Annotated in this window: 24 protein-coding genes; 15 read left to right on the plus strand and 9 right to left on the minus strand. The window is 70.5% G+C overall.

What is annotated here, in order from left to right:
- Nucleotides 1-6: 6 nt before the first annotated feature.
- Both ACGFJ2_RS48715 and ptsP read left to right on the plus strand, forming a co-directional pair.
- Nucleotides 7-288 carry an HPr family phosphocarrier protein gene (locus tag ACGFJ2_RS48715; RefSeq protein WP_225292945.1) on the plus strand — a complete coding sequence of 94 codons (282 nt, stop codon included), beginning with the start codon at nucleotides 7-9 and terminating at the stop codon, nucleotides 286-288.
- Nucleotides 281-1,897, plus strand: coding sequence for a phosphoenolpyruvate--protein phosphotransferase (ptsP, locus tag ACGFJ2_RS48720; RefSeq protein WP_393480269.1), 1,617 nt, complete (start codon nucleotides 281-283; stop codon nucleotides 1,895-1,897). The genes ACGFJ2_RS48715 and ptsP overlap by 8 nt, the downstream gene beginning before the upstream one ends.
- A gap of 3 nt (nucleotides 1,898-1,900) precedes the next feature.
- Here ptsP and ACGFJ2_RS48725 read toward each other — a convergent pair whose 3' ends face one another.
- Complete coding sequence (locus ACGFJ2_RS48725; protein WP_393480272.1) at nucleotides 1,901-2,935, minus strand: aldo/keto reductase; 1,035 nt, start codon at nucleotides 2,933-2,935, stop codon at nucleotides 1,901-1,903.
- A gap of 85 nt (nucleotides 2,936-3,020) precedes the next feature.
- On the opposite strand from ACGFJ2_RS48725, the gene ACGFJ2_RS48730 reads away from it, so the two are divergent.
- Nucleotides 3,021-3,713, plus strand: coding sequence for an HAD family hydrolase (locus tag ACGFJ2_RS48730; RefSeq protein WP_357953218.1), 693 nt, complete (start codon nucleotides 3,021-3,023; stop codon nucleotides 3,711-3,713).
- Between the two features lie 66 nt (nucleotides 3,714-3,779).
- Nucleotides 3,780-5,204 carry an NADP-dependent phosphogluconate dehydrogenase gene (gene gndA, locus ACGFJ2_RS48735; RefSeq protein ID WP_357953220.1) on the plus strand — a complete coding sequence of 475 codons (1,425 nt, stop codon included), beginning with the start codon at nucleotides 3,780-3,782 and terminating at the stop codon, nucleotides 5,202-5,204.
- A gap of 55 nt (nucleotides 5,205-5,259) precedes the next feature.
- On the opposite strand, the gene ACGFJ2_RS48740 is transcribed toward gndA, so the two are convergent.
- Both ACGFJ2_RS48740 and ACGFJ2_RS48745 read right to left on the minus strand, forming a co-directional pair.
- Complete coding sequence (locus tag ACGFJ2_RS48740) at nucleotides 5,260-6,030, minus strand: thioesterase family protein (RefSeq protein ID WP_358182573.1); 771 nt, start codon at nucleotides 6,028-6,030, stop codon at nucleotides 5,260-5,262.
- A gap of 11 nt (nucleotides 6,031-6,041) precedes the next feature.
- Nucleotides 6,042-6,980, minus strand: a complete 939-nt coding sequence (locus ACGFJ2_RS48745; protein ID WP_393480275.1) for a helix-turn-helix transcriptional regulator — start codon at nucleotides 6,978-6,980, stop codon at nucleotides 6,042-6,044.
- 51 nt (nucleotides 6,981-7,031) lie between these two features.
- Here ACGFJ2_RS48745 and ACGFJ2_RS48750 point away from each other — a divergent pair, with 51 nt between their 5' ends.
- On the plus strand, nucleotides 7,032-8,156 hold the full coding sequence (locus ACGFJ2_RS48750; RefSeq protein ID WP_393480278.1) for an epoxide hydrolase family protein: 1,125 nt from the start codon (nucleotides 7,032-7,034) through the stop codon (nucleotides 8,154-8,156).
- On the opposite strand, the gene ACGFJ2_RS48755 is transcribed toward ACGFJ2_RS48750, so the two are convergent.
- Nucleotides 8,054-8,470, minus strand: a complete 417-nt coding sequence (locus ACGFJ2_RS48755) for an SRPBCC family protein (protein ID WP_393480280.1) — start codon at nucleotides 8,468-8,470, stop codon at nucleotides 8,054-8,056. The genes ACGFJ2_RS48750 and ACGFJ2_RS48755 overlap by 103 nt on opposite strands.
- A 4-nt stretch (nucleotides 8,471-8,474) precedes the next feature.
- On the minus strand, nucleotides 8,475-8,834 hold the full coding sequence (locus tag ACGFJ2_RS48760) for a VOC family protein (RefSeq protein WP_393480283.1): 360 nt from the start codon (nucleotides 8,832-8,834) through the stop codon (nucleotides 8,475-8,477).
- 214 nt (nucleotides 8,835-9,048) lie between these two features.
- Here ACGFJ2_RS48760 and ACGFJ2_RS48765 point away from each other — a divergent pair, with 214 nt between their 5' ends.
- The 4 genes from ACGFJ2_RS48765 (at nucleotide 9,049) to ACGFJ2_RS48780 (ending at nucleotide 13,141) form a co-directional block, all read left to right on the plus strand.
- Nucleotides 9,049-9,891, plus strand: coding sequence for a helix-turn-helix domain-containing protein (locus ACGFJ2_RS48765; RefSeq protein WP_393480284.1), 843 nt, complete (start codon nucleotides 9,049-9,051; stop codon nucleotides 9,889-9,891).
- 149 nt (nucleotides 9,892-10,040) lie between these two features.
- Entirely contained in the window at nucleotides 10,041-10,472 is a 432-nt protein-coding gene (locus ACGFJ2_RS48770; RefSeq protein WP_357953234.1) for a type II toxin-antitoxin system PemK/MazF family toxin, read from the plus strand.
- 41 nt (nucleotides 10,473-10,513) lie between these two features.
- Complete coding sequence (locus tag ACGFJ2_RS48775; protein WP_393480288.1) at nucleotides 10,514-11,731, plus strand: NAD(P)/FAD-dependent oxidoreductase; 1,218 nt, start codon at nucleotides 10,514-10,516, stop codon at nucleotides 11,729-11,731.
- A gap of 198 nt (nucleotides 11,732-11,929) precedes the next feature.
- A complete protein-coding gene (locus tag ACGFJ2_RS48780; protein WP_393480291.1) occupies nucleotides 11,930-13,141 on the plus strand; it encodes a cytochrome P450 in 1,212 nt (403 codons plus the stop codon).
- 233 nt (nucleotides 13,142-13,374) lie between these two features.
- Here the strand turns inward: ACGFJ2_RS48780 and ACGFJ2_RS48785 are convergent, their stop codons facing one another.
- The gene (locus ACGFJ2_RS48785) at nucleotides 13,375-13,953 is read right to left on the minus strand and encodes a helix-turn-helix domain-containing protein (protein ID WP_357953239.1); all 579 of its coding nucleotides are present in this window, start codon (nucleotides 13,951-13,953) and stop codon (nucleotides 13,375-13,377) included.
- A gap of 94 nt (nucleotides 13,954-14,047) precedes the next feature.
- Here ACGFJ2_RS48785 and ACGFJ2_RS48790 point away from each other — a divergent pair, with 94 nt between their 5' ends.
- The 4 genes from ACGFJ2_RS48790 to ACGFJ2_RS48805 all read left to right on the plus strand — a co-directional run bounded on the left by ACGFJ2_RS48790 (nucleotide 14,048) and on the right by ACGFJ2_RS48805 (nucleotide 18,458).
- A complete protein-coding gene (locus tag ACGFJ2_RS48790; RefSeq protein ID WP_393480293.1) occupies nucleotides 14,048-14,836 on the plus strand; it encodes an SDR family NAD(P)-dependent oxidoreductase in 789 nt (262 codons plus the stop codon).
- Between the two features lie 90 nt (nucleotides 14,837-14,926).
- Nucleotides 14,927-16,048: an MBL fold metallo-hydrolase gene (locus ACGFJ2_RS48795; RefSeq protein ID WP_357953243.1), complete on the plus strand. Its 1,122-nt coding sequence runs from the start codon at nucleotides 14,927-14,929 to the stop codon at nucleotides 16,046-16,048.
- The gene (locus ACGFJ2_RS48800) at nucleotides 16,030-17,301 is read left to right on the plus strand and encodes an MFS transporter (RefSeq protein WP_393480296.1); all 1,272 of its coding nucleotides are present in this window, start codon (nucleotides 16,030-16,032) and stop codon (nucleotides 17,299-17,301) included. Before ACGFJ2_RS48795 ends, ACGFJ2_RS48800 begins: the two co-directional genes overlap by 19 nt.
- A gap of 242 nt (nucleotides 17,302-17,543) precedes the next feature.
- Entirely contained in the window at nucleotides 17,544-18,458 is a 915-nt protein-coding gene (locus tag ACGFJ2_RS48805) for a pirin family protein (protein WP_357953246.1), read from the plus strand.
- Between the two features lie 165 nt (nucleotides 18,459-18,623).
- On the opposite strand, the gene ACGFJ2_RS48810 is transcribed toward ACGFJ2_RS48805, so the two are convergent.
- Both ACGFJ2_RS48810 and ACGFJ2_RS48815 read right to left on the minus strand, forming a co-directional pair.
- Nucleotides 18,624-21,158, minus strand: coding sequence for a serine/threonine protein kinase (locus tag ACGFJ2_RS48810; RefSeq protein ID WP_393480298.1), 2,535 nt, complete (start codon nucleotides 21,156-21,158; stop codon nucleotides 18,624-18,626).
- 61 nt (nucleotides 21,159-21,219) lie between these two features.
- Nucleotides 21,220-22,374, minus strand: a complete 1,155-nt coding sequence (locus tag ACGFJ2_RS48815) for an Lrp/AsnC family transcriptional regulator (protein ID WP_393480494.1) — start codon at nucleotides 22,372-22,374, stop codon at nucleotides 21,220-21,222.
- A 136-nt stretch (nucleotides 22,375-22,510) separates the two neighbouring features.
- Between ACGFJ2_RS48815 and ACGFJ2_RS48820 the strand changes: the two genes are divergently transcribed.
- The gene (locus tag ACGFJ2_RS48820; RefSeq protein WP_393480301.1) at nucleotides 22,511-23,980 is read left to right on the plus strand and encodes an MFS transporter; all 1,470 of its coding nucleotides are present in this window, start codon (nucleotides 22,511-22,513) and stop codon (nucleotides 23,978-23,980) included.
- 38 nt (nucleotides 23,981-24,018) lie between these two features.
- Nucleotides 24,019-24,552, plus strand: a complete 534-nt coding sequence (locus tag ACGFJ2_RS48825; protein WP_393480303.1) for a hypothetical protein — start codon at nucleotides 24,019-24,021, stop codon at nucleotides 24,550-24,552.
- Nucleotides 24,553-24,885: 333 nt separating this feature from the next.
- Here the strand turns inward: ACGFJ2_RS48825 and ACGFJ2_RS48830 are convergent, their stop codons facing one another.
- Complete coding sequence (locus ACGFJ2_RS48830; RefSeq protein WP_357953253.1) at nucleotides 24,886-25,530, minus strand: hypothetical protein; 645 nt, start codon at nucleotides 25,528-25,530, stop codon at nucleotides 24,886-24,888.
- Nucleotides 25,531-25,830: the final 300 nt, after the last annotated feature.

Here is a 25,830-nt window from a genome sequence, read left to right on the forward strand (position 1 = left end):
GTTGTGATGGCACAACGTACGGTGACGGTGGCATCGGCGAGCGGCCTGCACGCGCGGCCCGCGAAGCTGTTCGTCCAGGAGGCGGTGCGGCTGGGGGTTCCGGTGCGGATCCGGGTGGGCGAGAAGTCGGTGCCCGCGAACAGCATGCTCGGCGTGCTGTCGCTCGGCGCCACCCAGGGCACCGAGGTGACGCTGGAGTCGGACGCGCCGGGCGCGGACGCCGCGCTGGACGCGCTGGTGGCGCTGCTCGCCCAGGATCTGGACGCGGAAGGGGCCCTCGATGGCTGACCCCGGCCGACCGGCCGAGGTCCCGCCGGATACGGAGTTGGCAGGGCTGGGGGTCAGTCAGGGGCGGGCCGCGGGGCCGGTGATACGCATGGCGCCGCCGCCCGTACTTCCCAGCCCCCGACAGGTCGCCGACCCTGCCGCAGAGTCCGCCGCAGTAGTGAAGGCCCTGGAGTCGGTCACCGCCGACCTGCGGCAACGCGGCGCCCTCGCGGGTGGCGGTGACGCGGCGGAGATCCTCGACGCCCTCGCCATGATCGCCGACGACCCGATGCTGCGCGAAGACGCCGAGGCCGCCGTCCGCGGCGGCCTGGACGCGCCCCACGCCCTGGACGCCGCCTTCACCCACCACCGCGAGACCCTGGCCGCCCTGGGCGGCTATCTCGCCGAGCGGGCCGCCGACCTGGACGACCTCAAGCACCGCGCCGTCGCCGCCTGCCTGGGCCTGCCGATGCCCGGCATCCCCGCCCCCGGCCACCCGTACATCCTGGTGGCCGAGGACCTCTCCCCCGCCGACACGGCGGGCCTGGGCACGGACGTGGTGGCGCTGGTCACCGAGAAGGGCGGCCCGACCAGCCACACCGCGATCCTGGCGCGCGGCCGCGGCCTGCCCGCCGTGGTCGCCTGCGCGGGCATCACCGCCCTGGCCGACGGCACGGTCATCTCGGTCGACGGCAAGACCGGTCAGGTCGGCGTCGGCCTGACGGACGAGGCCGTGGCGGAGCTCCGCAGGAGCGACCGGGAGGAGCGCGCGCGCCTGGCGAACAGCAGCGGCCCCGGCAGGACGGCCGACGGCCACCCGGTCAAGCTGCTGCTCAACATCGGCTCGGCCGCCGACCTCCGGCCGGGCGCGGAGGGGGTCGGGCTGTTCAGGACCGAGTTCCTGTTCCTGGACCGCAAGCAGGAGCCGTCGTTCGAGGAGCAGGTGGCCGCCTACGCCGAGGTGTTCGCGCGGGCCGGGACGGTCGTGGTGCGCACGCTCGACGCGGGCACGGACAAGCCGCTGCCGTTCCTCGGCCTGCCGCCGGAGCCGAACCCGGCGCTCGGCATCCGCGGCCTGCGGGTGGACCGGGTGCTCCCGGCCGTACTGGACACGCAGCTCGACGCGATAGCGGAGGCGGCCCGCGCGACGGGCGCCGACGCCTGGGTGATGGCCCCGATGGTCACCACCCCGGCGGAGGCGGCCGGCTTCGCCCGCCGCGCCCGCGCCCGGGGGCTCACCCGGGTCGGCGCGATGGTCGAGGTGCCGGCCGCCGCCCTGCTGGCCGACCGCCTGCTGGCGGAGGTGGACTTCCTCAGCATCGGCACCAACGACCTCAGCCAGTACACCTTCGCGGCCGACCGTCAGCACCCCGGCCTGGCCGACCTCCTGGACCCGTGGCAGCCCGCGCTCCTGAAGCTCATCGCCGCCTGCGCGGACGCCGGCCGCGCCGCCGGCAAGCCGGTCGGCGTCTGCGGGGAGGCCGCCGGCGATCCCCGGCTCGCCCCGGTGCTGGTGGGATTGGGGGTGACGAGCCTGTCCATGGCGGCGGTGTGTGTGCCGTCCGTACGCGAGGAGCTGTCCCAGCACTCCCTGGAGGAGTGCCGCGAGCTGGCGGCACTCGCCCGGTGACGGTCAGGGGCGCCGGCGGAGCTTCGCGTCGGACAGCTGCGGGGGCTGCCAGCCCTCGTCGCCCGGGTTGATGGTGACGCCCGGCGCCACGATGGCGTCGATCCTGTCCAGTACGTCGTCGCTGAGCCGTACCTCGGGGGCGCTGAGCTGGCCCTCCAGGTGTTCCATCGTGCGTGGCCCGATGATGGCCGAGGTGACCGCCGGGTGCCTGATCGTGAACGCCAGGGACAGCTCGATCAGCGTGTGCCCGGCCTCCTCGGCCAGGACGGCGAGCTGTTCGACGGCGTCGAGCTTGCGCTGGTTGACCTCCAGCTTCATGTCGTAGCGGTGCGGCAGCCGGCTCGCGCGGCGGCTCTCCGGCAGTTCCTGGTTCTTGCGGTAGCGGCCGCTCAGCCAGCCGCCCGCCAGCGGGCTCCAGACGATGGCGCCCATGCCGTACTTCTGGACGGTGGGCAGCACGTCAGCCTCGATGCCCCGGGCGAGCAGGGAGTACGGGGGCTGCTCGCAGACGAAGCGTTCGAGCCCGCGCCGCTCGGCCGCCCACTGGGCCTCGACCACCTGGTGCGCGGGGAAGGTGGAGCTGCCGATGTAGCGGACCTTGCCCTGCCGGACGAGGTCGGTGAGGGCGCCGAGCGTCTCCTCGATGTCGGTGGCGGGGTCGGGGCGGTGGATCTGGTAAAGGTCGATCCAGTCGGTGCCGAGGCGGCGCAGGCTGTTCTCGACGGCCTGGAAGATCCAGCGCCTCGAGTTGCCACCCTCGTTGGGGCCGTCACCCATGGCACCGTGGCACTTGGTGGCCAGGACGACGTCGTCGCGCTTGCCCGACCTGGCCAGGGCCTTGCCGACGAACTCCTCCGACTGGCCCCGCGAGTAGACGTCCGCGGTGTCGATGAAGTTGATGCCCGAGTCGAGGGCGCGGTCGATGATGTCGGCCGACTTCTCGGCCGACTCCTCACCGAACCCGCCGAACATCATCGCGCCGAGGCAAAGAGGGCTGACCTTGAGACCGGTATGTCCGAGTACCCGATATTCCGTCATGCCCCTCACTCTGGCATGACCGCCTGGGCGGCGGGCAGCCGCACCGCGATGATGGCGTTCATGGCGGCCGTGGTGTCATGGAGCCATGACGGAGTTCCCGCACGCACCCACACCGGCGTTCCTCTTCGACCTCGACGGCACCTTGATCGACAGCGTCTACCAGCATGTCATCGCCTGGCGCCAGGCACTGTCCGGGCTGGGCATCGACCTGTCGGTGTGGCGCATCCACCGCCGCATCGGGATGAGTGGCGGGCTGTTCGTGAGCGCGCTGCTGCGGGAGACGGGGCTGAAACTGTCGGCGGAGCAGATCGACGAGTTGCAGACGATCCACGGTGACGCCTACACCGAGCAGATCGACTCCGTCCGCCCGCTGCCGGGCGCCGCCGAGTTGCTGAGCGAGCTGACCTCGCGCGGCGTGCCGTGGGCGATCGCGACCAGCGGTTACGCGCGTACGGCCCGGCTGGCGCTGGGCATGCTGGGCCTGCCGGAGGACACTCCGATGGTGACCCGCGACATGGTGCGCAGGGCCAAGCCGGACCCCGACCTGTTCCTTGCGGGTGCGGCGCTGCTGGAGGTGGATGTGCGGCATGCGATGGTGGTAGGAGACAGTGTCTGGGACCTGCTCGCCGCCCGCCGGGCGGGGGCGCTCGGGATCGGGGTGCTGTCCGGCGGATACGGCAGGGACGAACTGGAGCGCGCGGGTGCTTTCCGCGTGTACTCCGATCCGGCTGACATGCTGCATCGGCTCGACGAGCTGGGCGTACGCCAAAGCGACTGAAATATTGGAATATCCAGCCGAACCTCTACCGCTGGATCATGCGTATCCCCCACAGAGGAGCTTGATATGGACTTGGCAGATATCGGGGTCACCGGCCTGGCGGTCATGGGCAGGAACCTGGCGCGCAACCTCGCCAGGCACGGCTACGCGGTGGCCGTGCACAACCGCACGCCCAGCCGGACGCAGCAGCTGGTCAAGGAGTTCGGCGGCGAGGGCACGTTCGTACCGTCGGAGGAGCTGGCCGCCTTCGTGGCCTCGCTCAAGCGGCCGCGCCGGGCGATCATCATGGTGAAGGCGGGTCCGGGCACCGACGCGGTGATCGACCAGCTCGCCGAGCTGATGGAGCCGGGCGACATGATCGTCGACGGCGGCAACGCGCACTTCGCCGACACCCGGCGGCGCGAGGCGGCCCTGCGCGACAAGGGGATCCACTTCGTCGGCACCGGCATCTCCGGCGGCGAGGAGGGCGCGCTCAACGGCCCGAGCATCATGCCCGGCGGCTCCAAGGAGTCGTGGGAGGCGCTCGGCCCGATCCTGCAGGACATCTCGGCCAAGGTCGACGGCGTCCCGTGCGCGGTGCACGTGGGCCCCGACGGTGCCGGGCACTTCGTCAAGATGGTGCACAACGGCATCGAATACTCCGACATGCAGCTCATCGCCGAGTCCTACGACCTGCTGCGTCAGGCTCTCGGCGCCACCCCGGCGGAGCTCGCCGAGGTCTTCCGCGAGTGGAACCAGGGCGAGCTGGAGTCCTACCTGATCGAGATCACCGCCGAGGTGCTCGACCAGGTCGACGCGGCCACGGGCAAGCCGTTCGTGGACGTCGTGGTGGACCAGGCCGAGCAGAAGGGCACCGGCCGCTGGACCGTGCAGGGCGCGCTCGATTTGGGCGTACCGGTGACGGGCATCGCCGAGGCGGTGTTCGCCCGCGCGCTGTCGGGCCACCCGGAGCAGCGCGCCGCCGCCGCGTCCCTGGAGGGGCCGAAGCTGTCGGGCGTCGGCGGGCGGGAGCTGATCGAGGACGTACGGCAGGCCCTGTACGCCTCCAAGATCGTCGCCTACGCGCAGGGCTTCGACCAGATGGCCGCCGCCTCCAAGGAGTACGGCTGGGACCTGGACCTGGGCGCCATGGCCACGATCTGGCGGGGCGGCTGCATCATCAGGGCCCGCTTCCTCGACCGGATCCGCGCCGCCTACGACACCGACCGGGCGCTGCCGACGCTGCTGGCCGACCCGACGTTCGCGGCGGCACTGAACCTGGCGCAGGAGTCCTGGCGCCGGGTGGTGACCACGGCGGTGCAGATCGGCGTGCCGACGCCGGGCTTCTCCTCGGCGCTGGCCTACTACGACGGGCTGCGCCGTGAGCGGCTGCCCGCCGCGCTGATCCAGGGGCTGCGCGACTTCTTCGGCGCGCACACCTATCTTCGGGTGGACCGTGAGGGCGCCTACCACACCGACTGGTCCGGCGACCGCACCGAGCGCCCCGCGTAGTCTTCAGCGGCCGCGTTCTAAAGCGGGCCCGTTTCGAACGGCTTCGTCCTGTTCTTCAGCGGGTCCGCAAGGGGATCGGATTGGCCACGGCGGTCACGAGGCAGAAGCCGATCGGCCCGGCGGCGTCGTGCAGGGTGCACTGCCCTGTGGCGACGCCGCCGTCGCTGAGGTGCCCGGTCGCCTCCACGCCGACCAGTTCCCCCTCGGGGACCCGGCCGAGCGTGATCGTGTAGTCGGCGTTGATGAAGTGCACGCCGCCGGTGCCGCCGGTGCTGAGCGGGCTGGCGAAGTCGGCCGCGAGCGCCACCCTGGTGAACGGCGTGACCGGCTCGTCGTCCACGAGCGGATGGGTCTCGCGCAGCCAGACCCGGTTGGGGCCCGGCTCGCTCCAGTCGGTCAGCCGCCACAGGTCGAACGGCGGCTCCCACTCCCCGCCCGTCACAGGCGGTCCGGCGGGCGGCGGCTCGTCCCAGGCGGGCGTGTCGTTCCGCTCGCCGTCCGGCTGCTCGCTCTGCCTGAGAAGCACGGCGCTGGCCCGGCCGATCACGCCCTGGTCGGTACGGATCGTCACGTCGGCCACCCGGATCCGGCGCCCGTCTCTGACCAGCTCGGTCTCGACGGTGACCGGGAGCATCGGGCTGTTGCGGAACAGATCGACGGTGAGCCGGGCGAACCGCAGGTCCGCCTCACCGTACTCCTGCTCGACGGCCATGGCGGCCAGGCCCCCGAGCAGGCGGCCGTGGAGCATGTCGGGCGACCAAGGGCTGCGGGCGTGCGGAGCGGGCACGAACTCGCCCGTCTTACGCGTGAAGAACGCTGACGTCACAGAATGAGATTCTAGAGGGTGGTGAGTCGCCGCCCGAGCCCGCGCAGCCGTTCCTTGAGCTCGACCGGCTCCAGTACCTCGAAGTCGAGGTCGAGGAAGGCCACGACCACGGCGATCAGATACAGGTCGTCACCGCGCAATGTCAGCACGCAGGTGTCCTCGCCGACCGGCTCGACGACGCCCGCCGTACGGCCCGCGACCTGATCGGCAGGAGCGTGCAGCAGGACGCGGGCCTGGATCGGCCACATGTCGTGACCCATTCGGCGCTCGACCCAGGCCGCGACGTCGCCGCCTGGCGGCTCGCGCGGTGTGAAGCGGGGACCGTTCGGCGTGCGCGGGCGCAGGCGGTCGGCGCGGTAGGTGCGCCAGTCCCGCCGGTCGACGTCCCAGCCGACCAGGTACCAGCGGCGCGACCAGTTGACCAGGGTGAGCGGCTCGGCCTTGCGCTCGGTGGTGACGCCGTCGCGGCCGGTGTAGTCGAAGCGGAGCTGCTCGTGGTCGCGGCAGGCGGCGGCCACGGCGGTCAGCACCTCGGCGGCGACCGTCGGACCGCCGGTGGTGATCGGCACGGTGTGGGTCTGCAGCGCGTTGACCCGGTGCCGCAGCCGGGCGGGCAGCACCTGCTCCAGCTTGGCGAGGGCGCGCAGGGAGGTCTCCTCGATGCCCGTCACCGTGCCGCCCGCGGCCGTGCGCAGGCCGACTGCGACGGCCACGGCCTCGTCGTCGTCCAGCAGCAGCGGCGGCAGCTCGGCGCCCGCGCCCAGCCGGTAGCCGCCGGAGACACCCGGCGTGGAGTGGACCGGATAGCCGAGACCGCGCAGCCGCTCGACGTCACGGCGCACGGTCCTGACCGCGACGCCGAGCCGTTCGGCCAGGTCGGCGCTGGGCCAGTCGCGCCGTGCCTGCAGCAGGGACAGCAGGCGGAGCAGCCTGGCGGAGGTGTCCAACACAAGGGCAATTGTGTCCTGATCCTGGCCGCAATGCCGCCTAGCTTTGGCGACATGGAGAAATTCGTGATCGATATCCCGCAGGCCGCGTTGACCGATCTGGCGGAGCGGCTGCGCCGTACGCGCTGGCCCGACGCGCTGGAGGGCGTCGGCTGGTCCTACGGCGTACCGCTTCCAGCGGTACGCGAGCTGGCCGAATACTGGCTCGACGGCTATTCCTGGCGTGCACACGAGGCCAGGCTGAACGCCCTTCCGCAGTACACGACCGTGATCGACGGCCAGCGCGTGCACTTCGCGCACCTGCGCTCCCCCCGCGAGGACGCGCTGCCGCTGCTGCTGACGCACGGGTGGCCCAGCACGTTCGCCGACTTCGCGCGTGTCGCCGAACCTCTCAACCGCGACTTCCACCTGGTCATCCCGTCGATCCCCGGCTTCGCCTTCTCGGGACCGACGGCGGAGACCGGCTGGGGCGTGCGGCGCGTCGCCGCCGCCTGGGCGGAGCTGATGAGCAGGCTCGGTTATCCGCGGTACGGCACCCAGGGCGGCGATTTCGGCTCGCTGATCTCCCCGGAGGTGGCCAGGCTCGACCCGGACCGCGTCGTCGGGGTGCATCTGAACGCGCTCACGACGCTCGTCAACGACGACCAGGCGGGACTGAGCGCGGCCGAGGTGGAGCGGGCCAAGGGGGTGGAGCGCTGGCACCGCCACTACTCCGGGTACGCCATGATCCAGGGGACCAGGCCGCAGACCCTGGCCTACGGCCTGGCCGACTCGCCGACCGGGCAGCTCGCCTGGAACCTCGACGCGTACGCCTCCTGGGGTCAGGACATCGGCGGCTTGTCGCGCGACGACATCCTGACCAATGTGACGATCTACTGGCTCACGGACACGGCGGGCTCCTCCGCGCGTCTCTACCGCGAGGGCGCCTCAGCCTGGGAGCCGCCCGCCGAGCCGGGCAGGACGCCGACCGCCGTGGCGGTCTTCCCCGGCGACAGTTCGGTGCGGCGCTACGCCGAGGTCGCGCACAACGTGGTGCGCTGGTCGGAGTTCCCCGACGGCGGCCACTACGCCGCGCTTCAGGCGCCGACGCTGCTCGCCGAGGACATCAGGGCGTTCTTCATGGCGCTCAGCCCCCGATCCATGAACCCGGCGACGACGGGCACCGCCTCCTCAGGGTAGAGGTCCGCGTGCCAGACGAACCGCGACCGGCCGTCGCCCTCGTCCACCACTGTCGAGGACGCGTTGTGGTGCCGCAGCCCGAGCGGGCTGTCGACCATGGCGTAGGCGATGCGGCGGGCCTCGTCGTCGACGTCCAGGATGAGCTCATGGGCGACGGCTCCGTTGAAGAACGTGACGATCCTGACATCGCCCTCCAGGTGGCACTCGAGCGCGAACCCGGGCGCGAGCAGATCAACCCGGCCGGCCTCGCGCAGGACCGCCCACACCCGCTCGGCGGGGACGTCGAGCACCGTCTCCTTGTGAATGGCGGCCATGGGGTCAGGCACCTGCCGCGACGCAGAACGGGTGGCCTTCCGGGTCGGTGAGCACGGTCCAGTCGGCGCCACCCGGCTGGAACTCCGGTACGGCGGCGCCGAGCCCGACCAGCTCCTTGACGGCGAGCTCGACGTCGGTGACCTGGAGGTCGAGGTGGACGTGCTTGGCGTCGCCGGGCCAGCCGGGGCCGCGGTAGCCGGCGACACGCTGGAACGCCAGCCCGACGGGGCCGCCCTCGACGGTGGCGAAGTCGTCGTCGCTGTGGGCGATCCGGCCGCCGGTGGCCTTGGCGTAGAAGTCGGCGAGAGCGGCCGGGTCCTGGCAGTCGAAGATCACGGTGGAGACCGTGATGGTTGTTGTCATGGGTCCAGGGTGGGGCGGGGCGGGCGACCGGGTCTTGAACATCCTTGCACCGCCGCTGGGCGTTCGCCGACTGGCGGCACCATGCCGCGGCGCCGCGCTTTCCGTCCGCTGGCGCGGCGGCGCTGGGCGGCACTGCGCGCCGGTGCTGGGCATACCGTCGTGTGCCGGCGCGATGGCGGCAGGATTGTCGTAGCCGGAGCGTAGGGTTCGGCAGGTGCGTTCAGCAGTCCGTCTCGGCACCGGGTCCGGGTTCACCCTCGACGCGGTGACCTGCCACGACGATCACCGCAGGTGGTCGCCGCCCGAAACGAGCTCCGCCTACCGGGTGGTGCTGGTGCGCCGCGGCCGCTTCCGCCGCAAGGCCGACGGGCGGGCCGCCGTGGTGGATCCGACGATGGCCTATCTCGGCATTCCTGGCGAGGAGGAGCATTACGCACACCCGGCGGGTGGCGACGTGTGCACCTCCCTGTGCGTGACGCCGGATCTGTGGCGCTCGCTCGCGGGCGACAACGTGGTGCCCTCCCGCTCCACGATCTATGTGGATGCCCGCCTCGACCTGGCGCACCGCCGCTTCCTGGCCGCCGCCCGCACCGGCGACACGGCTTTCGAGCTCGCCGAAGCGCTGCTGCCCCTCCTCTCCACCGCCCTCGCCCGGCTCACCCCCATGCCGGCGCGGCGCGGCCGGGCTCCGGCGAGCTCGGAGGTGATCGTGGAGGGTGCCCGGGAGGCCATCGCCGCGGGCCATCCCGCCGCCGATGGGCTCCTGCCGCTGGCGGAGTTCCTGGCTGTCTCGCCGTACCAGCTGAGCCGGGCCTTCACCCGAGAGCTCGGCATATCCCTGACCCACTACCGCAACCGGGTGCGCGTCGGGCGGGCCCTCGACCATCTGGAGGGCGGCGCGGCGAACCTGGCGCTGCTGGCCGCCGAGCTGGGGTTCGCCGATCAGGCCCACCTGACCCGCACGGTCCGCCGCCACGCCGGCCGCACCCCCGCGGCACTGCGCCGCCTGCTCGCTCCTCCAGGATCTCCGACGGAGAGCCCGGGTCGCGACCGTTGACGTGTCCCCGTCCCTTTCCCCGCCGCTGTCACCGTCGGAGGACGAGGCTGAGCACGATCGCCGCCTCCTGTTTGCCGATATTTCGTGGCATTCCCGGATAGCCGCACCGGATTCGATCAACGACGGCCCGGTGGCGTAAGCTCCCTCGCGTGCGTGATTCAGGTGAGGACCCCCGGCCCGCCCGCGGTGCGGTGCGGGAGATCCACTCGCTCAGCCAGGCGGCGACCCTGTCCTACTCCCCCGACCTCGACGGACTGGCCGACCCCGGCGAGATCGTCTGGGCCTGGGTCCCCTACGAGGAGGACCCGGAGCGCGGCAAGGACCGGCCGCTGCTGATCGTGGGCCGCACCGGACGCAGGCTGCTGGGCATGATGCTGTCCAGCCAGGGCGACGACGGCCCCGACTGGCTGGAGGTCGGCGTGTGGGGGCGCGACGGCAAGACGTCCTACCTGCGGCTGGACCGGGTGTTCGGCCTGGACGAGGACGACATCAGGCGTGAGGGCGCGGTGCTCGACGGTGCGCGGTTCGCCCGCGTGGCGGCTCACCTCATGAAGACGTACGGCTGGACCGCCGGCGGCTGACCCGCTTCGTTCGGCGTCCTCCTGGCTGCGATCATGGGGACATGCGTGTTGCGGTGATCGGGAGCGGAATCGTCGGAGCGGCCGCGGCCTGGCACCTGAGCGGGCGCGGAGTGTCCGTGACGGTGGTGGACGGGGCTTTCAGCGGGCGAGCGACGGAGGCCGGCGCGGGCATCGTGTGCCCGTGGGTGGACCATCCCGACGACGACGCCTGGTACACGCTGGCGCGCGAGGGGGCTCGCCGCTACCCGGATCTGGTGTCGGCGCTCGGCGAGGACATCGGGTACGCACGGGTCGGAGCGCTGCTGGTGGCCACAGACCCGGGCGAACTGGAGCCGATACGCGCCCTCCTGCTGCGCCGCCATCCGGAGGCACCCGAAATGGGGGACATCACGGATGTGGCGGCTCCGTCGGCACTGTTCCCGCCGCTCAGGGAAGGTCTGAGCGCGATCCACGTGCCGGGGGCCGCTCGGGTGGACGGTCGGGCGGTACGTGACGCCCTCCTCCGCGCCGCCATCCGCCAAGGCGCCGACCTCCGTACGGGCACCGCGACCCTCACCCCCGACGGCGGCGTGCTCCTCCACACCACACCCGACGGCGATCCGCTCCTCCGCACCACCACCGGCGCGCCCGGCCCGGAGCCGCACGCCGGGGAGGCGGCGATGCCGGGAAGCAGGCTTGAGTCCCCGACTCGGGAGGTGGGAGCACCGAGCGACAGGCTCAAGTCGCCGGCCGAGGTTCGTGTGGAGGCGGATGTGGTGATCGTGGCCGCCGGAGCCTGGAGCGGGGAGGTGTGCCGGGGGCTCGGGGTGGAGATCCCGGTGTCCCCCAGGCGCGGGCAGATCGTGCATGCCGCCCTCGAGGGGGTGGACACCACCTCCTGGCCGATCGTGCTGCCCCGGAGCGGGCCGTACCTGCTGGGCTTCCCCGGCTCGCGACTGGTGGTCGGTGCGACCGTGGAGGACGCCGGGTTCTCGCCGTACGTCACCCTCGGCGGCATCCACGAGGTGCTGGCGGCGGGCCTGCGACTGGCGCCCGGCTTGGACGGCGCGAGGGTGGTGGAGACGAGGGTGGGCCTGCGTCCGGTGTACGGGGCGGGCACGGCTCTCATCGACCGGCTCACCGACCGGGTGGTGGTGGCAACGGGCCTGGGCGCGTACGGCCTGACGGCCGGCCCGTTCACCGGCCAGATCGCCGCCGCGCTCGCACTGGGCGAAACCCCACCCATCGACATCAGCCCGTACGCGCGCATCCCCGCCTGAGCCCGCCCATCGAGATCCGGCCCCCAGACGGCGGGCAGGACGGCTGAGAGCTGTTCCTTGGATCAGGTTTGGAGCCAAAGGACCAGGCCAGCCGCTCCACGCACCCCTTCCACGCATGGTTGGGGTCTTGACCGTCGGCGGCTTGTTTCGTACGTTCCCGGCGAGCTTGTTGGACGACGACATCGCCCGGAGGCGGCTTTGACAGAACAGTCCAGCACCACATCGACCTGGCCGGACCTTCCCCCTGGACCGTACGGCACCCCGTCGCCCGACCTGACCCGCCGGTACGCTGAGGCGCCGATGGAGGCGGCCACGCTGCCGAGCGGTGACCGGGTGCCCATGATCGTCCGGTACGCGGATGTCCGCAGCGTGCTCACCTCGCCGGCCAGCAGTCGTAACCTGCGTGAGCCCGGCCTGCCCAGAATGGTCAGCGGCACATTCCTGGACGACGACCCGGCGGCGCTGATGAACCAGGATCCGCCGGAGCACACCCGATACCGGCGCATCATGCACGGCACGTTCACACCCAGGCACATCGAACGCTGGCGGCCCCGCGTGGCGGCCATCGCCGGCGAGTTGATCGACGCGGCCGGTGATGAGTTCGATATGGTCGCGGGCTTCGCGCTGCCGCTGCCCGCTCGGGTGATCTGCGAGCTGCTCGGCGTGCCGATGGACCGCTTCGAGCAGGTCCGCGGCTGGACGGAGATGTTTCTGTCCGCCTCGGACGCGAGCGCCGACGCTCGGGCCCAGGGATTCGCCGCGTTCACGGCCTATGCGCGGGAGCTGATCGAGCAGCACCGGACCGAGCCCGGCGAGGACCTGATCGACTTGCTCATCGCGGCACGCGATGAAGGCGATGGGCTCAGCGAGGACGAGCTGACCAACATGGTGTTCACGCTGATCATGGCCGGGCACGAGACGACCGCCTCAATGATCGTCCGGGGCAGCTTCCGCCTGCTCTGCCACGCCGACCAGTACGCCGAACTCGCGGCCCATCCCGAACTGGTCGAGCCGGCGGTGGAGGAGATCCTGCGTCACGAAGGACCTGGCTCCAACGGCATGCTCCGGCGGATCACTGATGACGTCGAGGTGTCCGGCGGGACCATCCTGGCCGGCACGGTTGTGCTGCCCAACCTTTGGGCCGCCGACCACGACCCGTCGGTGTTCCAGGACCCGCTGCGGTTCGACGTGAAGAGGTTCACCCATGCCCAGTCCACTCCGCACCTGGCATTCGGCCATGGCCCTCACTACTGCTTAGGCGCGAACCTGGCGAGAATGGAACTGCAGGAGGCGTTCCACGCTCTGGTGACACGCCTGCCAGGACTGCACGCGCAGGAGGACCTGTCGGCCGTGGTGTGGAGCGACGGGTTCGTCTACTGGCCACGCCGACTGCTGGTCAAAGCAAGCTGAGCCCGAACATGCGACCGCATCGCCGGCGCCGCCTCGGTGAGAGCAGCCGGGCGGCTCGGTCTGGATCGCGGTCAGCAGCATCTGCCAGGTGCCATCTGCCGACCCAGTTCTCAGCCCAGGCCCGGTCAGTGCCCACACCGCATGGCAAGGTGTCGACCGGGCCCCGGTCGGTGCCGACGCGTTGCGGGACGACTATCCCAGGCCCCGGTCGGTGCCGACGCGTTGCGGGACGACTATCCCAGGCCCCGGTCGGTGCCGACGCCCCGTAGCAGGGTGTCGACCAGGAGCGTGGCCAGGGTGTCGGCGTCGTCGCCCTGGCTCTGCGCGGCCTCGTGGATCAGCGCGTAGTAGACACGCCTGGCCCACGCCGGATCCACGTCGGCCCGCAGCAGGCCGGTGGCCTGCGCCTTGCGGAACAGCTGGTCGCACCTGTCCTCGACCTCTGAGTGCACGCGGGCCACCTCGGGGTCCGACGACGCGCGGCTCATCGCGAAGCCCCAATCGATCTTCACCCGCAACACGCTGGCCGTGACCTGGTAGAGCGCGACCAGCGGCGGCGTGGTCTCGGGATTGGCGGACTCGACCGCCGCCGCGAACTGCCGCGTGGCCCACCCTTCCATCGCGCTGACCAGGGCATCGCGGGACGCGAAACGCCGGTGCACGGTCGTGCGGGCGACCCCGGCCGCCTCGGCGATCTGCTCCATGCTGGCCGACGGATTCTTGCTGAGCACCCGCTCGGCCGCTTCCAGGATCGTGCGTACGGTCCGTTCGGCGTCGGAACGCAGCGCGCGCCCCTGCTGACTCGCTTCCACAGTGCAACCATACACTCCAGAGTTGCAACACTGATGTTGCAACTGCTACCTTCCTAGCATCATCAGCGATGCACTTACGGAGGCACGCGTCACCATGGACATGCGACTCACCGGCAAGACCGCCGTCGTCACCGGCGCCAGCAGGGGCCTCGGTCTCGCCATCGTCGCGGCGCTGCGAGCGGAGGGGATGCGGGTCGTGGCCGGTTCACGGACGATCTCGCCCGAGCTGAAGGAGACCGGCGCGACGGCGATCGCGGTCGACCTGTCCAGCGCCGAAGGCCCGGCCGAGCTGATCGGCACCGCCCTGGCCGAGCTGGGCGAGCTCGATCTGCTGGTCAACAACGTGGGCGGCGGCGACGGCGGCGAGGGACAGCTGGACGGGTTCCTGGGCTTCACCGAGGAGCACTGGCACCAGACCCACGATCTCAACTTCCTCAGCGCCGTCCGCGCCACCAGGGCCGCCCTGCCCAGCCTGCTGCGACAGGGCGGGACCGTGGTCAACATCTCCTCCAACGGCGCCCGCATGCCGCACGCCGGCCCGATCACCTACACCACGGCCAAGGCCGCGCTGACCGCGTTCGGCAAGGCGCTGGCCGAGGAGTTCGGGCCGCAGGGGGTGCGGGTCAACACCGTCTCCCCCGGCGCCAGCCGCACGTCGATGTGGGAGGACCCCAACGGTTACGGCGCGGCGCTCGCCGCCAAGATGGGCCTGGAGCACGACCAGCTCCTGGCGGGGCTGCCGTCGAGCACGGGGATGACGACGGGTAGATTCGTCGCTCCCGCGGAGGTCGCCGCCCTGGTGACCTACCTGGCCTCACCACACGCCGCGAGCGTCAACGGCGCCGACTACGTCATCGACGGCGGCGCGATCAAGACGGTCTGAATCTATCGCGATATATCGTCGAAATCGGGAACATCGGAGATATCGCGATCAGTTGAGTGGTGTGGACCGACTTTCAGGGGAGTGTGAGCGATGGCGAGACTGCGGACGATACGACGGATTCTCGTAGGCGGGGCGGCCTTGGCCGCGGCGGGCTGGGCCCTGCGTGACGTACCCGCCGAGCTGGGCGTGCGGCCTTTGACCTCGGGACCGGACCGGGCGGCCAGGGTGCGGCGCTCCCCGCAGTTCAAGGACGGCGCCTTCTACAACCCGATGCCGGAATCCACCACCATGCTGTCCGCGCCGCCCCCGGGTCTGCTGCGCGAGATGTCCAAGGACAGAGACCTGCGCCGCCCGTCCGGCCCCGTTCCGCTGCGCGTGCCGCCGACCGGCGACCCGTCGCCCACCGGGCTGAGAGCGATCTGGTACGGCCACGCCTCCACGCTGGTGGAGATCGAGGGGCGTCGGGTGCTGTTCGATCCGGTGTGGAGCAGACGGCCGTCGCCGTCGCAGCTTGTCGGGCCGAAGCGGCACCACCCGGTGCCCGTCCCGCTGAACCGGTTGCCGCAGGTCGACGCGATCGCGATCTCGCACGACCACTACGACCACCTCGACATGGGGACCGTGCGCACGCTCACCGCGACGCAGAAGGCGCCGTTCCTGGTGCCGCTGGGCATCGGCGCCCACCTGGAGCGATGGGGCGTGCCCGCCTACCGGATCATCGAGCTCGACTGGGACGAGGAGGCCGAGGTGGCCGGGCTGCGCTTCATCGCGACGGCCGCCCGCCATTTCTCCGGCCGCGTCCTCACCCGCAACGACACGCTGTGGGGCTCCTGGGTGGTGGCCGGAGCGAGCAAGCGGGTCTTCTACGCGGGCGACTCCGGCTACTTCGAGGGCTACCGGGGCATCGGGTCGGCGCACGGCCCGTTCGACCTGACGCTGATGCCGATCGGCGCCTACAGCCCCTCCTGGCCCGACATCCACATGAACCCGGAAGAGGCGGTCAACGCCCACCTCGACCTGGGCGGCAGGCTGCTGCTGCCGGTGCACTGGGCGACGTTCACGCTGGCGCTGCACCCGTGGGCGGAGCCGGTGGAGCGGCTGTGGCGCGAGGCGAAGGCCCGCGACGTCGAGATCGTGGTGCCACGCCCCGGTGAGGCCGTCGACACCGACGGCGCTCCGGCCGTCGACGGCTGGTGGGAGACCCTGGGCTGACCACCTTCGACCACACCCGGCGGGCCTGCTATGCCGGATATGTCACCCAGGCCATCGTCAACAACCTGGCGCCACTGCTGTTCATCGTCTTCCAGACGCGCTATCAGGTGCCGTACGAGATGCTGGGCCGCCTGGTCCTGCTCAACTTCGCCACCCAGCTCGTCACCGACCTGATCGCGGTCAAGGTGGTGGACCGGACGGGTTACCGGGTGCCCTTGGCACTGGCGCACGTGTTCAGCGTGGCCGGGCTGGTGCTGCTGGCGGTCGCTCCGTCGGCGTTGCCGTCGCCCTACACAGGGCTGGCCGTGGCGGTGGTGATCTACGGGATCGGCGGCGGGCTGCTGGAGGTCCTGGTCAGCCCGGTGGTGGACGCCCTGCCCGCACCGGCTGAGCACCGGGCCGCCAGGATGAGCCTGCTGCACTCCTTCTACTGCTGGGGCCAGGTCGCCGTCGTGCTGGGCACGACGCTGGTGCTGGCCTGGATCGGCGACGCGGCCTGGCAGGCGCTGCCGCTGCTGTGGGCACTCGTACCCCTGGCCGGCCTCGTGCTCTTCCTGCGGGTCCCGCTGCCCGCGACGGTGCCCGAGGAGCACCGGACCGGGCTCGGGGCGCTGCTGCGGACCCCGTTCTTCGCGGCGGCGCTCCTGCTCATGCTCTGCGCGGGCGCGGCCGAGCTGACCATGTCGCAGTGGTCCTCGCTCTTCGCCGAGCAAGGGCTGGGCGTGGCCAAGGTGTGGGGGGACCTCGCGGGACCCTGCCTGTTCGCGGTGCTCATGGGACTCGGCCGGATCGCCTACGGTCTCTGGGGTAGCCGGATCCCCCTGCTGCCCGCCGTGATCGCCTGCGGCGTACTGGCCACCGCCTGCTACCTCACCGCCGCCCTGGCCCGGGACCCGGTGCTCAGCCTGGTCGGGTGTGCGGTGTGCGGGCTGGCGGTCAGCCTGATGTGGCCGGGGACGTTCAGCCTGACGGCCGCCCGCTTCCCATTGGGCGGGACCGCGATGTTCGGGGTCCTGGCGATGTTCGGCGACGCGGGGGCGGCGGCGGGCCCGTGGCTGGCGGGCGCCGTCGCCCAAGGCGGCCTGCTCGGGGACGGCGCTGTCACCCAAGAAGGCCTGCTCGGCGACGGCTCAGGACTCCGTGCCGGGCTGCTGGTCGGCACCGTCTTCCCGCTCGCGATCGTCGTGGTGGGCATCGCGCAGTCACTCCTGGCCCGCCGCCGCACCTCCACTCCCGCACCCGCCGAGAACTGACCCATGCCGCCATATTCCGCCACCGCTTCCGCTCCCGCACCCGCTGAGTGCGGATCCATGCCGCCGTACTCCGCCTCCGTCTCTGCCCCCGTGCCCGCAGCCGCACCCGCCGAGAGCTGACCCATGCCGCCGTACTCCGCCTCCCGCCCCCGCACCACACCCCCACCCACACCCACACCCACACCCACACCCACCGAGAGCTGACCCATGCCGCCGTACAGTGCCGTCGTACAGTTCATAACGTGAGCAACCTGGAGCAGGACCCCGACGAGATCCGCTGCGCTGCCGAGAGCGGTGGTGAGACCGAGTTGCTCGCCGGACGCGCGGTGCCGCTGGGCGGTCCGCGCAGCATGTCGGTGAGCAGGACGCTGCCCAACGCGCACCGCCGCATGATCGGCGCGTGGTGCTTCGTGGACGCCTACGGCCCCGAGGTGGCGGTGATGCGGGTGCCTCCGCATCCGCACACCGGTCTGCAGACTGTGAGCTGGCTGATCGCCGGCGAGGTGCTGCACCGCGACAGTGTCGGCAGTCTCCAGGAGGTACGCCCTGGCCAGCTGAACTTGATGACCGCCGGACGCGGCATCTCCCACTCGGAGGAGTCGCCCGAGACGCTGCTGCACGGCGTTCAGTTGTGGGTGGCGCTGCCCGACGCGGACCGGCGTACCGGGCCCGGGTTCGAGCACCACGCGTCACTGCCCGTGCGGTCCGGCACCGGGTTCGACGCCACGGTGATCATGGGGTCGCTCGGCGGCGTGACCTCGCCCGCGACCACCTACAGCCCCCTGGTGGGCGCCGAGGTGGCCGTCGAAGGGAACGCCGAAGTGCCGCTCGACCCCGGCTTCGAGCATGGGGTGCTGCTGCTCGACGGGGAGGTCGAGCCGCTGGAGGCGGGACCGCTGCTCTATCTGCCGCCGGGCCGCAGCCTGTTGCGGCTGAGCGGGCGCGGGCGGGTGCTGCTGATCGGCGGCGAGCCGTTCGCCGAGGAGATCGTGATGTGGTGGAACTTCGTCGGCCGCGACCACGACGAGATCGTCGCGTTCCGCAAGGAGTGGATGGAGGGCGAGGGGTTCGGCGCCGTCGAGGGGTTCGACGGCGGCCCGCTCCCCGCGCCCGTCCTGCCGGGCACCCGGCTGCGGCCCAGGGGCCGCGTCCGCTAGTCCTGTCTTTTTCGCACATACCGCCTTGTCGTAGGTCAGCCGCTAGGGCTGATCCAGCACTCGGTGTCATCGGTGTAGCCCGTGGACAGCGACCCGTGGAGAACAGGGCTGGTTCTGGTGACATGCGGAAACTGGGCAAGTTCCGGTGACACGCGGGGAATTGGGCTAGTTCCGGCGTGGGAAGGTGTAGATCACGTCCATGTTCGAGCTGTTCGTCGGTATCTCGGCCAGCAGGCGCAGCGCGGTGCCCGTGAAATCGACCACCTGTATCTGCTGCTTCTCCGCGCTCGCGTCGGGCCTGATCCAGCAGACCAGATGGCTGTCGTCGTACCAGGTGGCCAGGCCGGTGCAGGGCGACTCGAAGCGCTTCAGCTCGGTGCCGGTCTGGGCGTCGTAGACGCAGTTGTTGCCGCTGCCCAGACCGGGGCAGTTGGTGACGAACTGCTTGCCCGACGGCGAGAACAGCGACTCGGCGATACCCGACCCCACGTTCGGGATCCGGCGCAGCCGCACCCCGTTCGCGTCGAAGAAGCGCAGCGCCTGCTGCTTGGCGTCGTTCGACAGGGCCACCACGCCCGTGTCGGCCTGGTCGAAGCCGTAACGGATGCCGTGCAGCGAGCCCTCCCTGAGCGAGGCGACCGTGGCCTGCCTGGTGGCGACGGTCACGATCGCGAACCCGGTCGACTGCCAGACCCCCTTCACCGGGTTGCCGACGTTGAACAGCAGGCGGCCGCTGTCACGCGACCAGCCCTGCACGTACGCGCTGAGCGGCTGGCGTGACGTCTTGACCGTGAACGCCTCACCCGACACCTTGTCGGTGATCTTGACGCTGTCGTAGCCGTCGACGAACTTCTTGCCGCGCTGGGCCAGGTACCGGCCGTTGGGCGACAGCATGCTCTCCCACATGTCCGGATATTTCGTGAACGGTCCGGCCAGGGAGTCCCGGGCGTAGTAGATCCAGTTCTGAGTCTTCGCGTCGCGGACCAGGTAGGTGGTGAGCCTGACGGCATCGCCCGGATTCTCGTAGATGACCGCGTCGGTGTCGGGAAGCGTTGAGGTGACCAGGTTCGCGGTGGGAACGACCGTCGGGGCCGCGGATGTGGCCGTGCCTTCGGCGCTCGGGGAGGAGGTCAGGGTCGGCGGGCCGGGCAGGTTGGTCAGCGCGACGGCCACCACGACGACGGTCGCGACGATGGCCACAGCCGCGGCGATCGCCGCCACCACGTAGCTCTTCTTCCCGCCCGATCGAGGCGGCGGCCCCTGCGGGCCGGAGCCGTACTGCGGAGACTGCCCCTGCGTGCTCGGGGAGACCCACTGCGCCTGCTGGTGCGGCCCCGACTCCGCGTACGGACCCTGTGGAGACGGGCCCTGTGGTGGCGGGCCCTGCGGAGGTGGACCTTGTAGTGGCGGGCCCTGCGGAGATGGGCCCTGTAGTGACGGGCCCTGCGGGATCGGACCTTGGGGTGGTGGCCCGTACGGGTGCGCCGCCTGCGGTTGCGGCCCTTGGGGGTACGGCCCCGACTGCGGTTGCGGCCCCTCGGGGTATGACCCCGGCTGCCCGTACGGAGCCTGGGGGTACGGCCCCTGGGGGTACGGCCCCGACTGCGCGTACGGAGGCTGACCGTATGGGGGTTGTCCATATGGGGGCTGCATGGGGGACCCTGACCCCGGCTGGGACGGCGGCTGGGGCTGGAACGGAGGCTGAGGCGGAGCCGAGGGGTGAGACGGAGGCTGCATGGGGAACCCCGGCCCCGGCTGGGACGGCGGCTGGGATTGGAGTGGAAGCTGAGGCGGAGCCGAGGGGTTGGACGAGGGCTGAGGCGGAAGCGAGGGGCGGGACGGGGAGCCGCTGACCACGGCGGCCGCCTGCTCCAGTTCCGCGGGGTTCGACGTGGGATGCTCCAGCAGCCGCATGATCACCTGTTCGGCGGTAGGCCGCCGGGCGGGGTCCTTTGACAGGCAGGCGGCCACGAGTTCGCGCAGCGGCCCGGTCAGTGAGGACAGATCGGGCTCGTTGTAGAGCACCTGGTCGACGATCTCCGGCACGGACTCCGCCTCGAACGGCCCGGTGCCCGTGGCGGCGAACACGATAGTGCTCCCCCACGCGAACATGTCAGCGGCCGGCCCCACCGGCTGCCCCAGAACCTGCTCCGGCGCCATGAACGCGGGCGTCCCCACCGGGGTGGAGGTGATCGTCGAGGTGGCGTCGAGCGCCTTGGCGATGCCGAAGTCGATCACCCGGGGGCCTTCGCCGGCGAGCAGCACGTTGTTCGGGCTGAAGTCGCGGTGCACGATGCCCGCCTGGTGGATGGCGGCCAGCGCGGTGACGCTCCCGATGGCCAGCCGGTACAGGGCGGCGTCCGCGCGCGGCCCCTCCTCGGTCACCACCTGCCGCAGCGGCGGCCCCTCGACGTACTCGCTGACGATGAACGGCCGCTCCTCATGCACCCCGGTCGCCAGCACCTTCGCGGTGCAGAACGGCGCCACCCGCTGCGCCACGGCCGCCTCCCGCGCGAACCGCTCGGCCGCGACCACGTCGCCCGCCAGGTTCGGCCGTAACCACTTGATGGCGGCCTGGTCGCCCTGCTCGTCGACGCCCAGATAAACGACGCCTTGTCCGCCTTCTCCCAGCCGTCCGCGGATCTCATAACCTCCGAGACCGGCGGGATCTCCTGCTCTCAGCTCACTCATCGACGGCATGACCAAATTATGGGCGTGCTTCTTGCGAATGACTTAACTTGCCCTGTCCGGAAATTTCGTGTCAGTACGGCATGGACGACTGTGCGCGCGTGCCCATCGGGACCAGTGGGCCCGCGGCCTTGACGGTGTGCAGCACGGGGGCCGTTTCGAGTGTGTGAATGGCGTCGAGGCCACCCAGCCGATGGGTGAGGTAATCGTGCAGATCGGCGGGGCTGCGGCAGAGCGCGTTTGCCAGCAGGTTGGTCCGGCCGGTGGTGGCGGCCACCAGGGCGAGTTCACGGTGACCGGCCAGGGTGGTCGCGACTCGGTCGAGCTGTCCTGGCTGAACGGACATCCAGAGCAGGGCTTGGGTGGTGGCCCCGAGAACGGCGGGGGCGACCTCGACATCGAAGAAGATCGCCTCGTTGGCGCGGAGTTCGGCCAGACGGCGGGCGACGGTGGCTTGGGACACTCCGGTGGCCGCGGCGAGGTCGGCGTGCGTCGCCCGGCCGTCGTGACGCAGAGCGTCGATCAGGTCGTGATCGACGCGCGCCAGCGGCGGCCGACCGTCCGACTGATCCGTCGGCTGATCGGCCAGCCGATCGGCCGACCGATCAGTCTGCCGATCAGTCGGAGATGACTGGCGGGCCGACTGAGGGGCCGACTGAGGGGCCGACGATGGCGGGTGGGCCGATTGATGGGTCGGTGATGGCCGGCGGGCTGGCGAATCAGTGTCGCGGGCCTGTGCGAGCCGCTGTTGCTGCTGTTCGGTGAGGGTCTCGAGGCGGCCTCGCCACCCGGTCGGCCCGCCCAGGTAGGTGTGCAGCAGGCAGTGGGCGGAGACCGCGGTGATGCCGGCCCTTCGGGGGATGTCGTGCAGCAGCAGCGACGGTACGGCCTGCGCACCATTCGGCGCGTGGATGACGGCGAAGATCTCCGTACCTCCGGAGGCCAGTTTGACCCACGAGGTGTCGGCTCGCCGGGCCAGCGAATGCGAAAGATCTCGCACGGTGGACGGGGTGGCGGTGAGCCGGATCATCCACTGGGTCTGGCCTGCCCGATCCGGGTTCGGGAGCCCGACCACGCGCAGCGCGGCCTCAGCGCGCAGCCGCCGATAGCGGCGGGCCACGGTCTGCGCCGAGGTACCGATCACCTCGGCGATACGGCCGAAGGGTGCTCGCCCGTCAATGCTCAGGGCGTGGATCAGCCCGCGGTCCACATCGTCGAGCGTGAGCATTTCCCTCACAAATCCGTCAGTTATGGAAGATAGTCGCCAACTATACATTCCAGATGGAACAACCGACCCGGCCTCTTTCACGCTGGGACCCCGCCCGTCGACGGCGCGGGTTCGCGGAGTTGGAGAGGAACGTGGGATGTCGGTACATGTGTCATCGCCCCCGAGGAGGGCTTACCGGTGGCGGTGGGTGGCGCTGGCGGCGTTGCTGGTGGCCGAGGCCATGAATCTGCTGGACTCGACGATCGTGCAGGTCGCCACGCCGGCGATCCGGGCCGACCTGGGCGGGTCGGCGTCGGACATGCAGTGGTTCAGCACGGCGTACACCTTGCCCTTCGCCCTGCTGCTGATCACCGGGGGCCGGCTGGGTGACATCGCCGGTCGGCGGCTGGTCTTCCGGATCGGTGTCGCGGGATTCCTCGCCGCGTCGCTGGCCTGCGCCCTGGCGGACTCGGTCGGCGCGCTGATCTGCTTCCGCGCCGTGCAAGGCGCCGCGGCCGCGGCGATCATTCCGCAGACCATCGGCCTGATCCGCGCCATGTTCGACGGCGAGGAGATGTCCAAGGCCTTGGGCAGCATCGGTCCCGTCATGGGTCTGGCCGCTGTCTGCGGGCCCATTCTCGGTGGCGTGCTGACCCAGGCCGACCTGTTCGGCTCGTCATGGCGGTCGGCGTTCCTGGTCAACGTCCCGCTCTGCGTCGCCGTGCTGGCCGTCGCGCCGACCCTGATCGAGGACCGCGCGCCGCGGCGACCGGGTCTCGACCCCGCGGGCACCGCGCTGGCGATGCTCGGCACGGCTCTGATCGTCTACCCCCTGATCGGGGCTGGGACGGCGCACATGTCGACGGAAAACTGGGTGGCCATCGGCATCGGCTTGGCGGCCGTCTTCGGCTTCGGCCTGCAGCAGCGACGGCGAGCCGGGCTCGGCCGCAGTTCGCTGGTGGAGACCAGCCTGTTCGCGCATCGCGTCTTCCCGGCCGCGCTGGTGACGTCCGCCCTGTTCTTCGCGGTGACGACCGGGCTGATGTTCGTCGTGGTCCTGCACCTGCAGCTGGGAGTGGGCGCCGACGCGCGCACCGCGGGTCTGACCATGACGCCTTGGTCGGTGTGCCTGGCGGTGTCGTCGTGGATGGCGGGCGCGTATCTGGTTCCTCGTTACGGGCGGCGGGTGATGTTCGCCGGACTCGCCACGCTGGGGGTGGGCATAGTGGCCGCCATCGCCGTGTACCACGCGGCCTCCCCCACGACCTATCCCACCCCGCTGCTCGGCGCCCTGGGAGTCGCGGGCCTCGGCGTCGGGGTGTTCACCCCGTCGTTCTTCACCGCCGCGCTGAAACCGCTCAAGCCGCAAGAGATCGGCTCAGCCGCCGGCCTGCTCAACGCCGTCCAGCAACTCGGCGCCACGCTCGGCGTCGCCGTCCTGGGCAGCGTCTACCTCAACGGCTCCATGTCCGGTTCTCCTGGTGGCGCGATCCAGGTGACCTGCTGGGTCGCGGGTGGCATGCTCGTGGCGAGCTTCCTCTCCGCTGCGCTTATGACGAGGGCCAAGCCGCGGTTACAGGATCTTCATCCCGGGAGTAAAGATGCCCTCCTCGATCTCGACCTGTGACGCCGCGTGATGTATTGATCACCGTTAGTATTCTCGGCATGACAACCCTCCAGGAGCTGGAGATCCGGGTGACTCGCCTCGAAGAGCGCTCGGACAACCAGCGAGAAGACATCCGGATCATCGGCTCAGAGGTCTCCAAGATCCTTCTGACTCAGGACGAGATCCTGAAAGTCCAGCGTACGCACACGCAGAAAATCGACGCACTGGACAAGAAGTTCAACAAGCTAGACGACAAGGTCGGGAAGCTGGACGAGAAGGTCGGCAAGCTAGACGAGAAGGTCGGGAAGCTGGACGAGAAGTTCAACAAGCTCGCCACGGTGGTGGGCGGGCACAGTGAGACGCTAGCCGGGCACACCCAGATACTGGCGGGGCACACCCAGACGCTAGCCGAGCACGGCCAGATACTGGCCGGACACACCCAAACGCTAGCCGAGCACGGCCAGATACTGGCCGGACACACCCAAACGCTAGCCGAGCAGGGTCAGACGCTGGCCAAGCACACTCGGATGTTCGAGATGCTGTTCGCCCACTTCGGCATCCCCCTCCCCGCCGAAGACCCCCAGCACAACTAGTGCGGCGACCACGATGGCTCCCGGGCAGTTCGCCACACGACCGTCCCGATGCCCGTGACGGTCCGTGGCGGCTGGGGTCCTTTTAGCGGAATGCCCCTTCGGGGGACAGGAAGAAGACGGCCCGTCGTGGCACAGGCCCCTTGAAGGGATGCCTCCTCCGAAGGAGGAGAAGAAGAAGACGGCTCGTCGCGACACGGGCCCCATGGAGGAAATACCCCTCCGGGGACCCGAGGAAGACGGCCCGTCATAGCTGCCCTTCGGGGAGAGGAAGAACGGATAGCCGGCTTCGCCTTTTGGCGCCCGGGGCCGGAAAGACCCCGGGCGGCTCGGCCCTTACTTGTCGGAGAGTTTGTGGCCGCGGAAAATCGGGTGGTCGGTCTCCCAGTAGCGCCAGCCTTCGATTCTCGACGGAATGTCGGCGATACCCGTGGCGATTCTGACCTCGGCACAGTTGTGGAGCCGGGCCCACTGACCCCAGCCGATGCGGTAACCGAAGACGCGGTACCACATGTTTCCGTACTTGCCCTTGGTGATCTCCTGCGTGTAGTCGTGGCCCGTGAAGATCATGTGCCTCTTCTCAAGGTGCGGAGTGACCTCCCTGGCCAAGGCGCGGACGATCTCATCGGTGGTGACCGTGTTGCGGACCGTCGTGTCGACCGACTCTCTGTGCGATTTGGTCTTGATCTTGTCGGCCTCCACGAATGCGAGTACCTCATACTCGTGGTGGACCGAGACGGTCATCGAGCCGCCGGGGCCGTCGGTGTACCTGGTGCGAGGAATGAAGAAGTTGTGGGGCCTCAGCGAGTGAGCCCTGATGAAGGTTCCCGGCTCGCAGCCGTTCCCGCTGTCGGTCAGGACTGTCTTGTGGAATTTGTGGAAGAAGTGGTGGTGGCGGTGGAACCGATGGTCCGGCACCGGATCGGCGTTGGCCGGGATGGTCGTGATGCCGGCAAGGGCCACGGACAGGGGGGCTGCCACGGACAGCATCATCCGTCTTCTTGTCACCCGCCGCTTCGCCGGTCGGGTCGGTGTGCCTACGGCGTCGGCTCTCGAAGTGTGCGTGAACATAGAGGTACCGTTTCTTTTGGAGCGCGGCCAGCGGTCGCGGCTAACCCATTGGCCGGAAGACGGCCCATTCCTGCCCGCTGAGCAACCCAGCGTGACGATAAAGATGCTTACAGTCGCCACTGGTCTCCTCTCGACGCCACGCCGAAAGGGACTTCCCCGGACAGGGAAAGCAAAGGTGAATAAAACCTCAGTGCTTAATCGTCTCGCTGG

Source organism: Nonomuraea sp. NPDC049028 (assembly GCF_043197735.1).
Lineage (GTDB): Bacteria > Actinomycetota > Actinomycetes > Streptosporangiales > Streptosporangiaceae > Nonomuraea.

Bases quoted from the DNA above. Each gene is read 5' to 3' on its own strand.
- ACGFJ2_RS48750 (WP_393480278.1), top strand. From the start codon at position 7,032: ATGGAGAAATTCGTGATCGATATCCCGCAGGCCGCGTTGACCGATCTG.
- ACGFJ2_RS48790 (WP_393480293.1), top strand. From the start codon at position 14,048: ATGGACATGCGACTCACCGGCAAGACCGCCGTCGTCACCGGCGCCAGC.
- ACGFJ2_RS48795 (WP_357953243.1), top strand. From the start codon at position 14,927: ATGGCGAGACTGCGGACGATACGACGGATTCTCGTAGGCGGGGCGGCC.
- ACGFJ2_RS48815 (WP_393480494.1), bottom strand. From the start codon at position 22,374: ATGCTCACGCTCGACGATGTGGACCGCGGGCTGATCCACGCCCTGAGC.
- ACGFJ2_RS48715 (WP_225292945.1), top strand. From the start codon at position 7: ATGGCACAACGTACGGTGACGGTGGCATCGGCGAGCGGCCTGCACGCG.
- ACGFJ2_RS48760 (WP_393480283.1), bottom strand. From the start codon at position 8,834: ATGACAACAACCATCACGGTCTCCACCGTGATCTTCGACTGCCAGGAC.
- gndA (WP_357953220.1), top strand. From the start codon at position 3,780: ATGGACTTGGCAGATATCGGGGTCACCGGCCTGGCGGTCATGGGCAGG.
- ACGFJ2_RS48775 (WP_393480288.1), top strand. From the start codon at position 10,514: ATGCGTGTTGCGGTGATCGGGAGCGGAATCGTCGGAGCGGCCGCGGCC.
- ACGFJ2_RS48730 (WP_357953218.1), top strand. From the start codon at position 3,021: ATGACGGAGTTCCCGCACGCACCCACACCGGCGTTCCTCTTCGACCTC.
- ACGFJ2_RS48810 (WP_393480298.1), bottom strand. From the start codon at position 21,158: ATGCCGTCGATGAGTGAGCTGAGAGCAGGAGATCCCGCCGGTCTCGGA.
- ACGFJ2_RS48725 (WP_393480272.1), bottom strand. From the start codon at position 2,935: ATGACGGAATATCGGGTACTCGGACATACCGGTCTCAAGGTCAGCCCT.
- ACGFJ2_RS48820 (WP_393480301.1), top strand. From the start codon at position 22,511: ATGTCGGTACATGTGTCATCGCCCCCGAGGAGGGCTTACCGGTGGCGG.
- ptsP (WP_393480269.1), top strand. From the start codon at position 281: ATGGCTGACCCCGGCCGACCGGCCGAGGTCCCGCCGGATACGGAGTTG.
- ACGFJ2_RS48755 (WP_393480280.1), bottom strand. From the start codon at position 8,470: ATGGCCGCCATTCACAAGGAGACGGTGCTCGACGTCCCCGCCGAGCGG.
- ACGFJ2_RS48825 (WP_393480303.1), top strand. From the start codon at position 24,019: ATGACAACCCTCCAGGAGCTGGAGATCCGGGTGACTCGCCTCGAAGAG.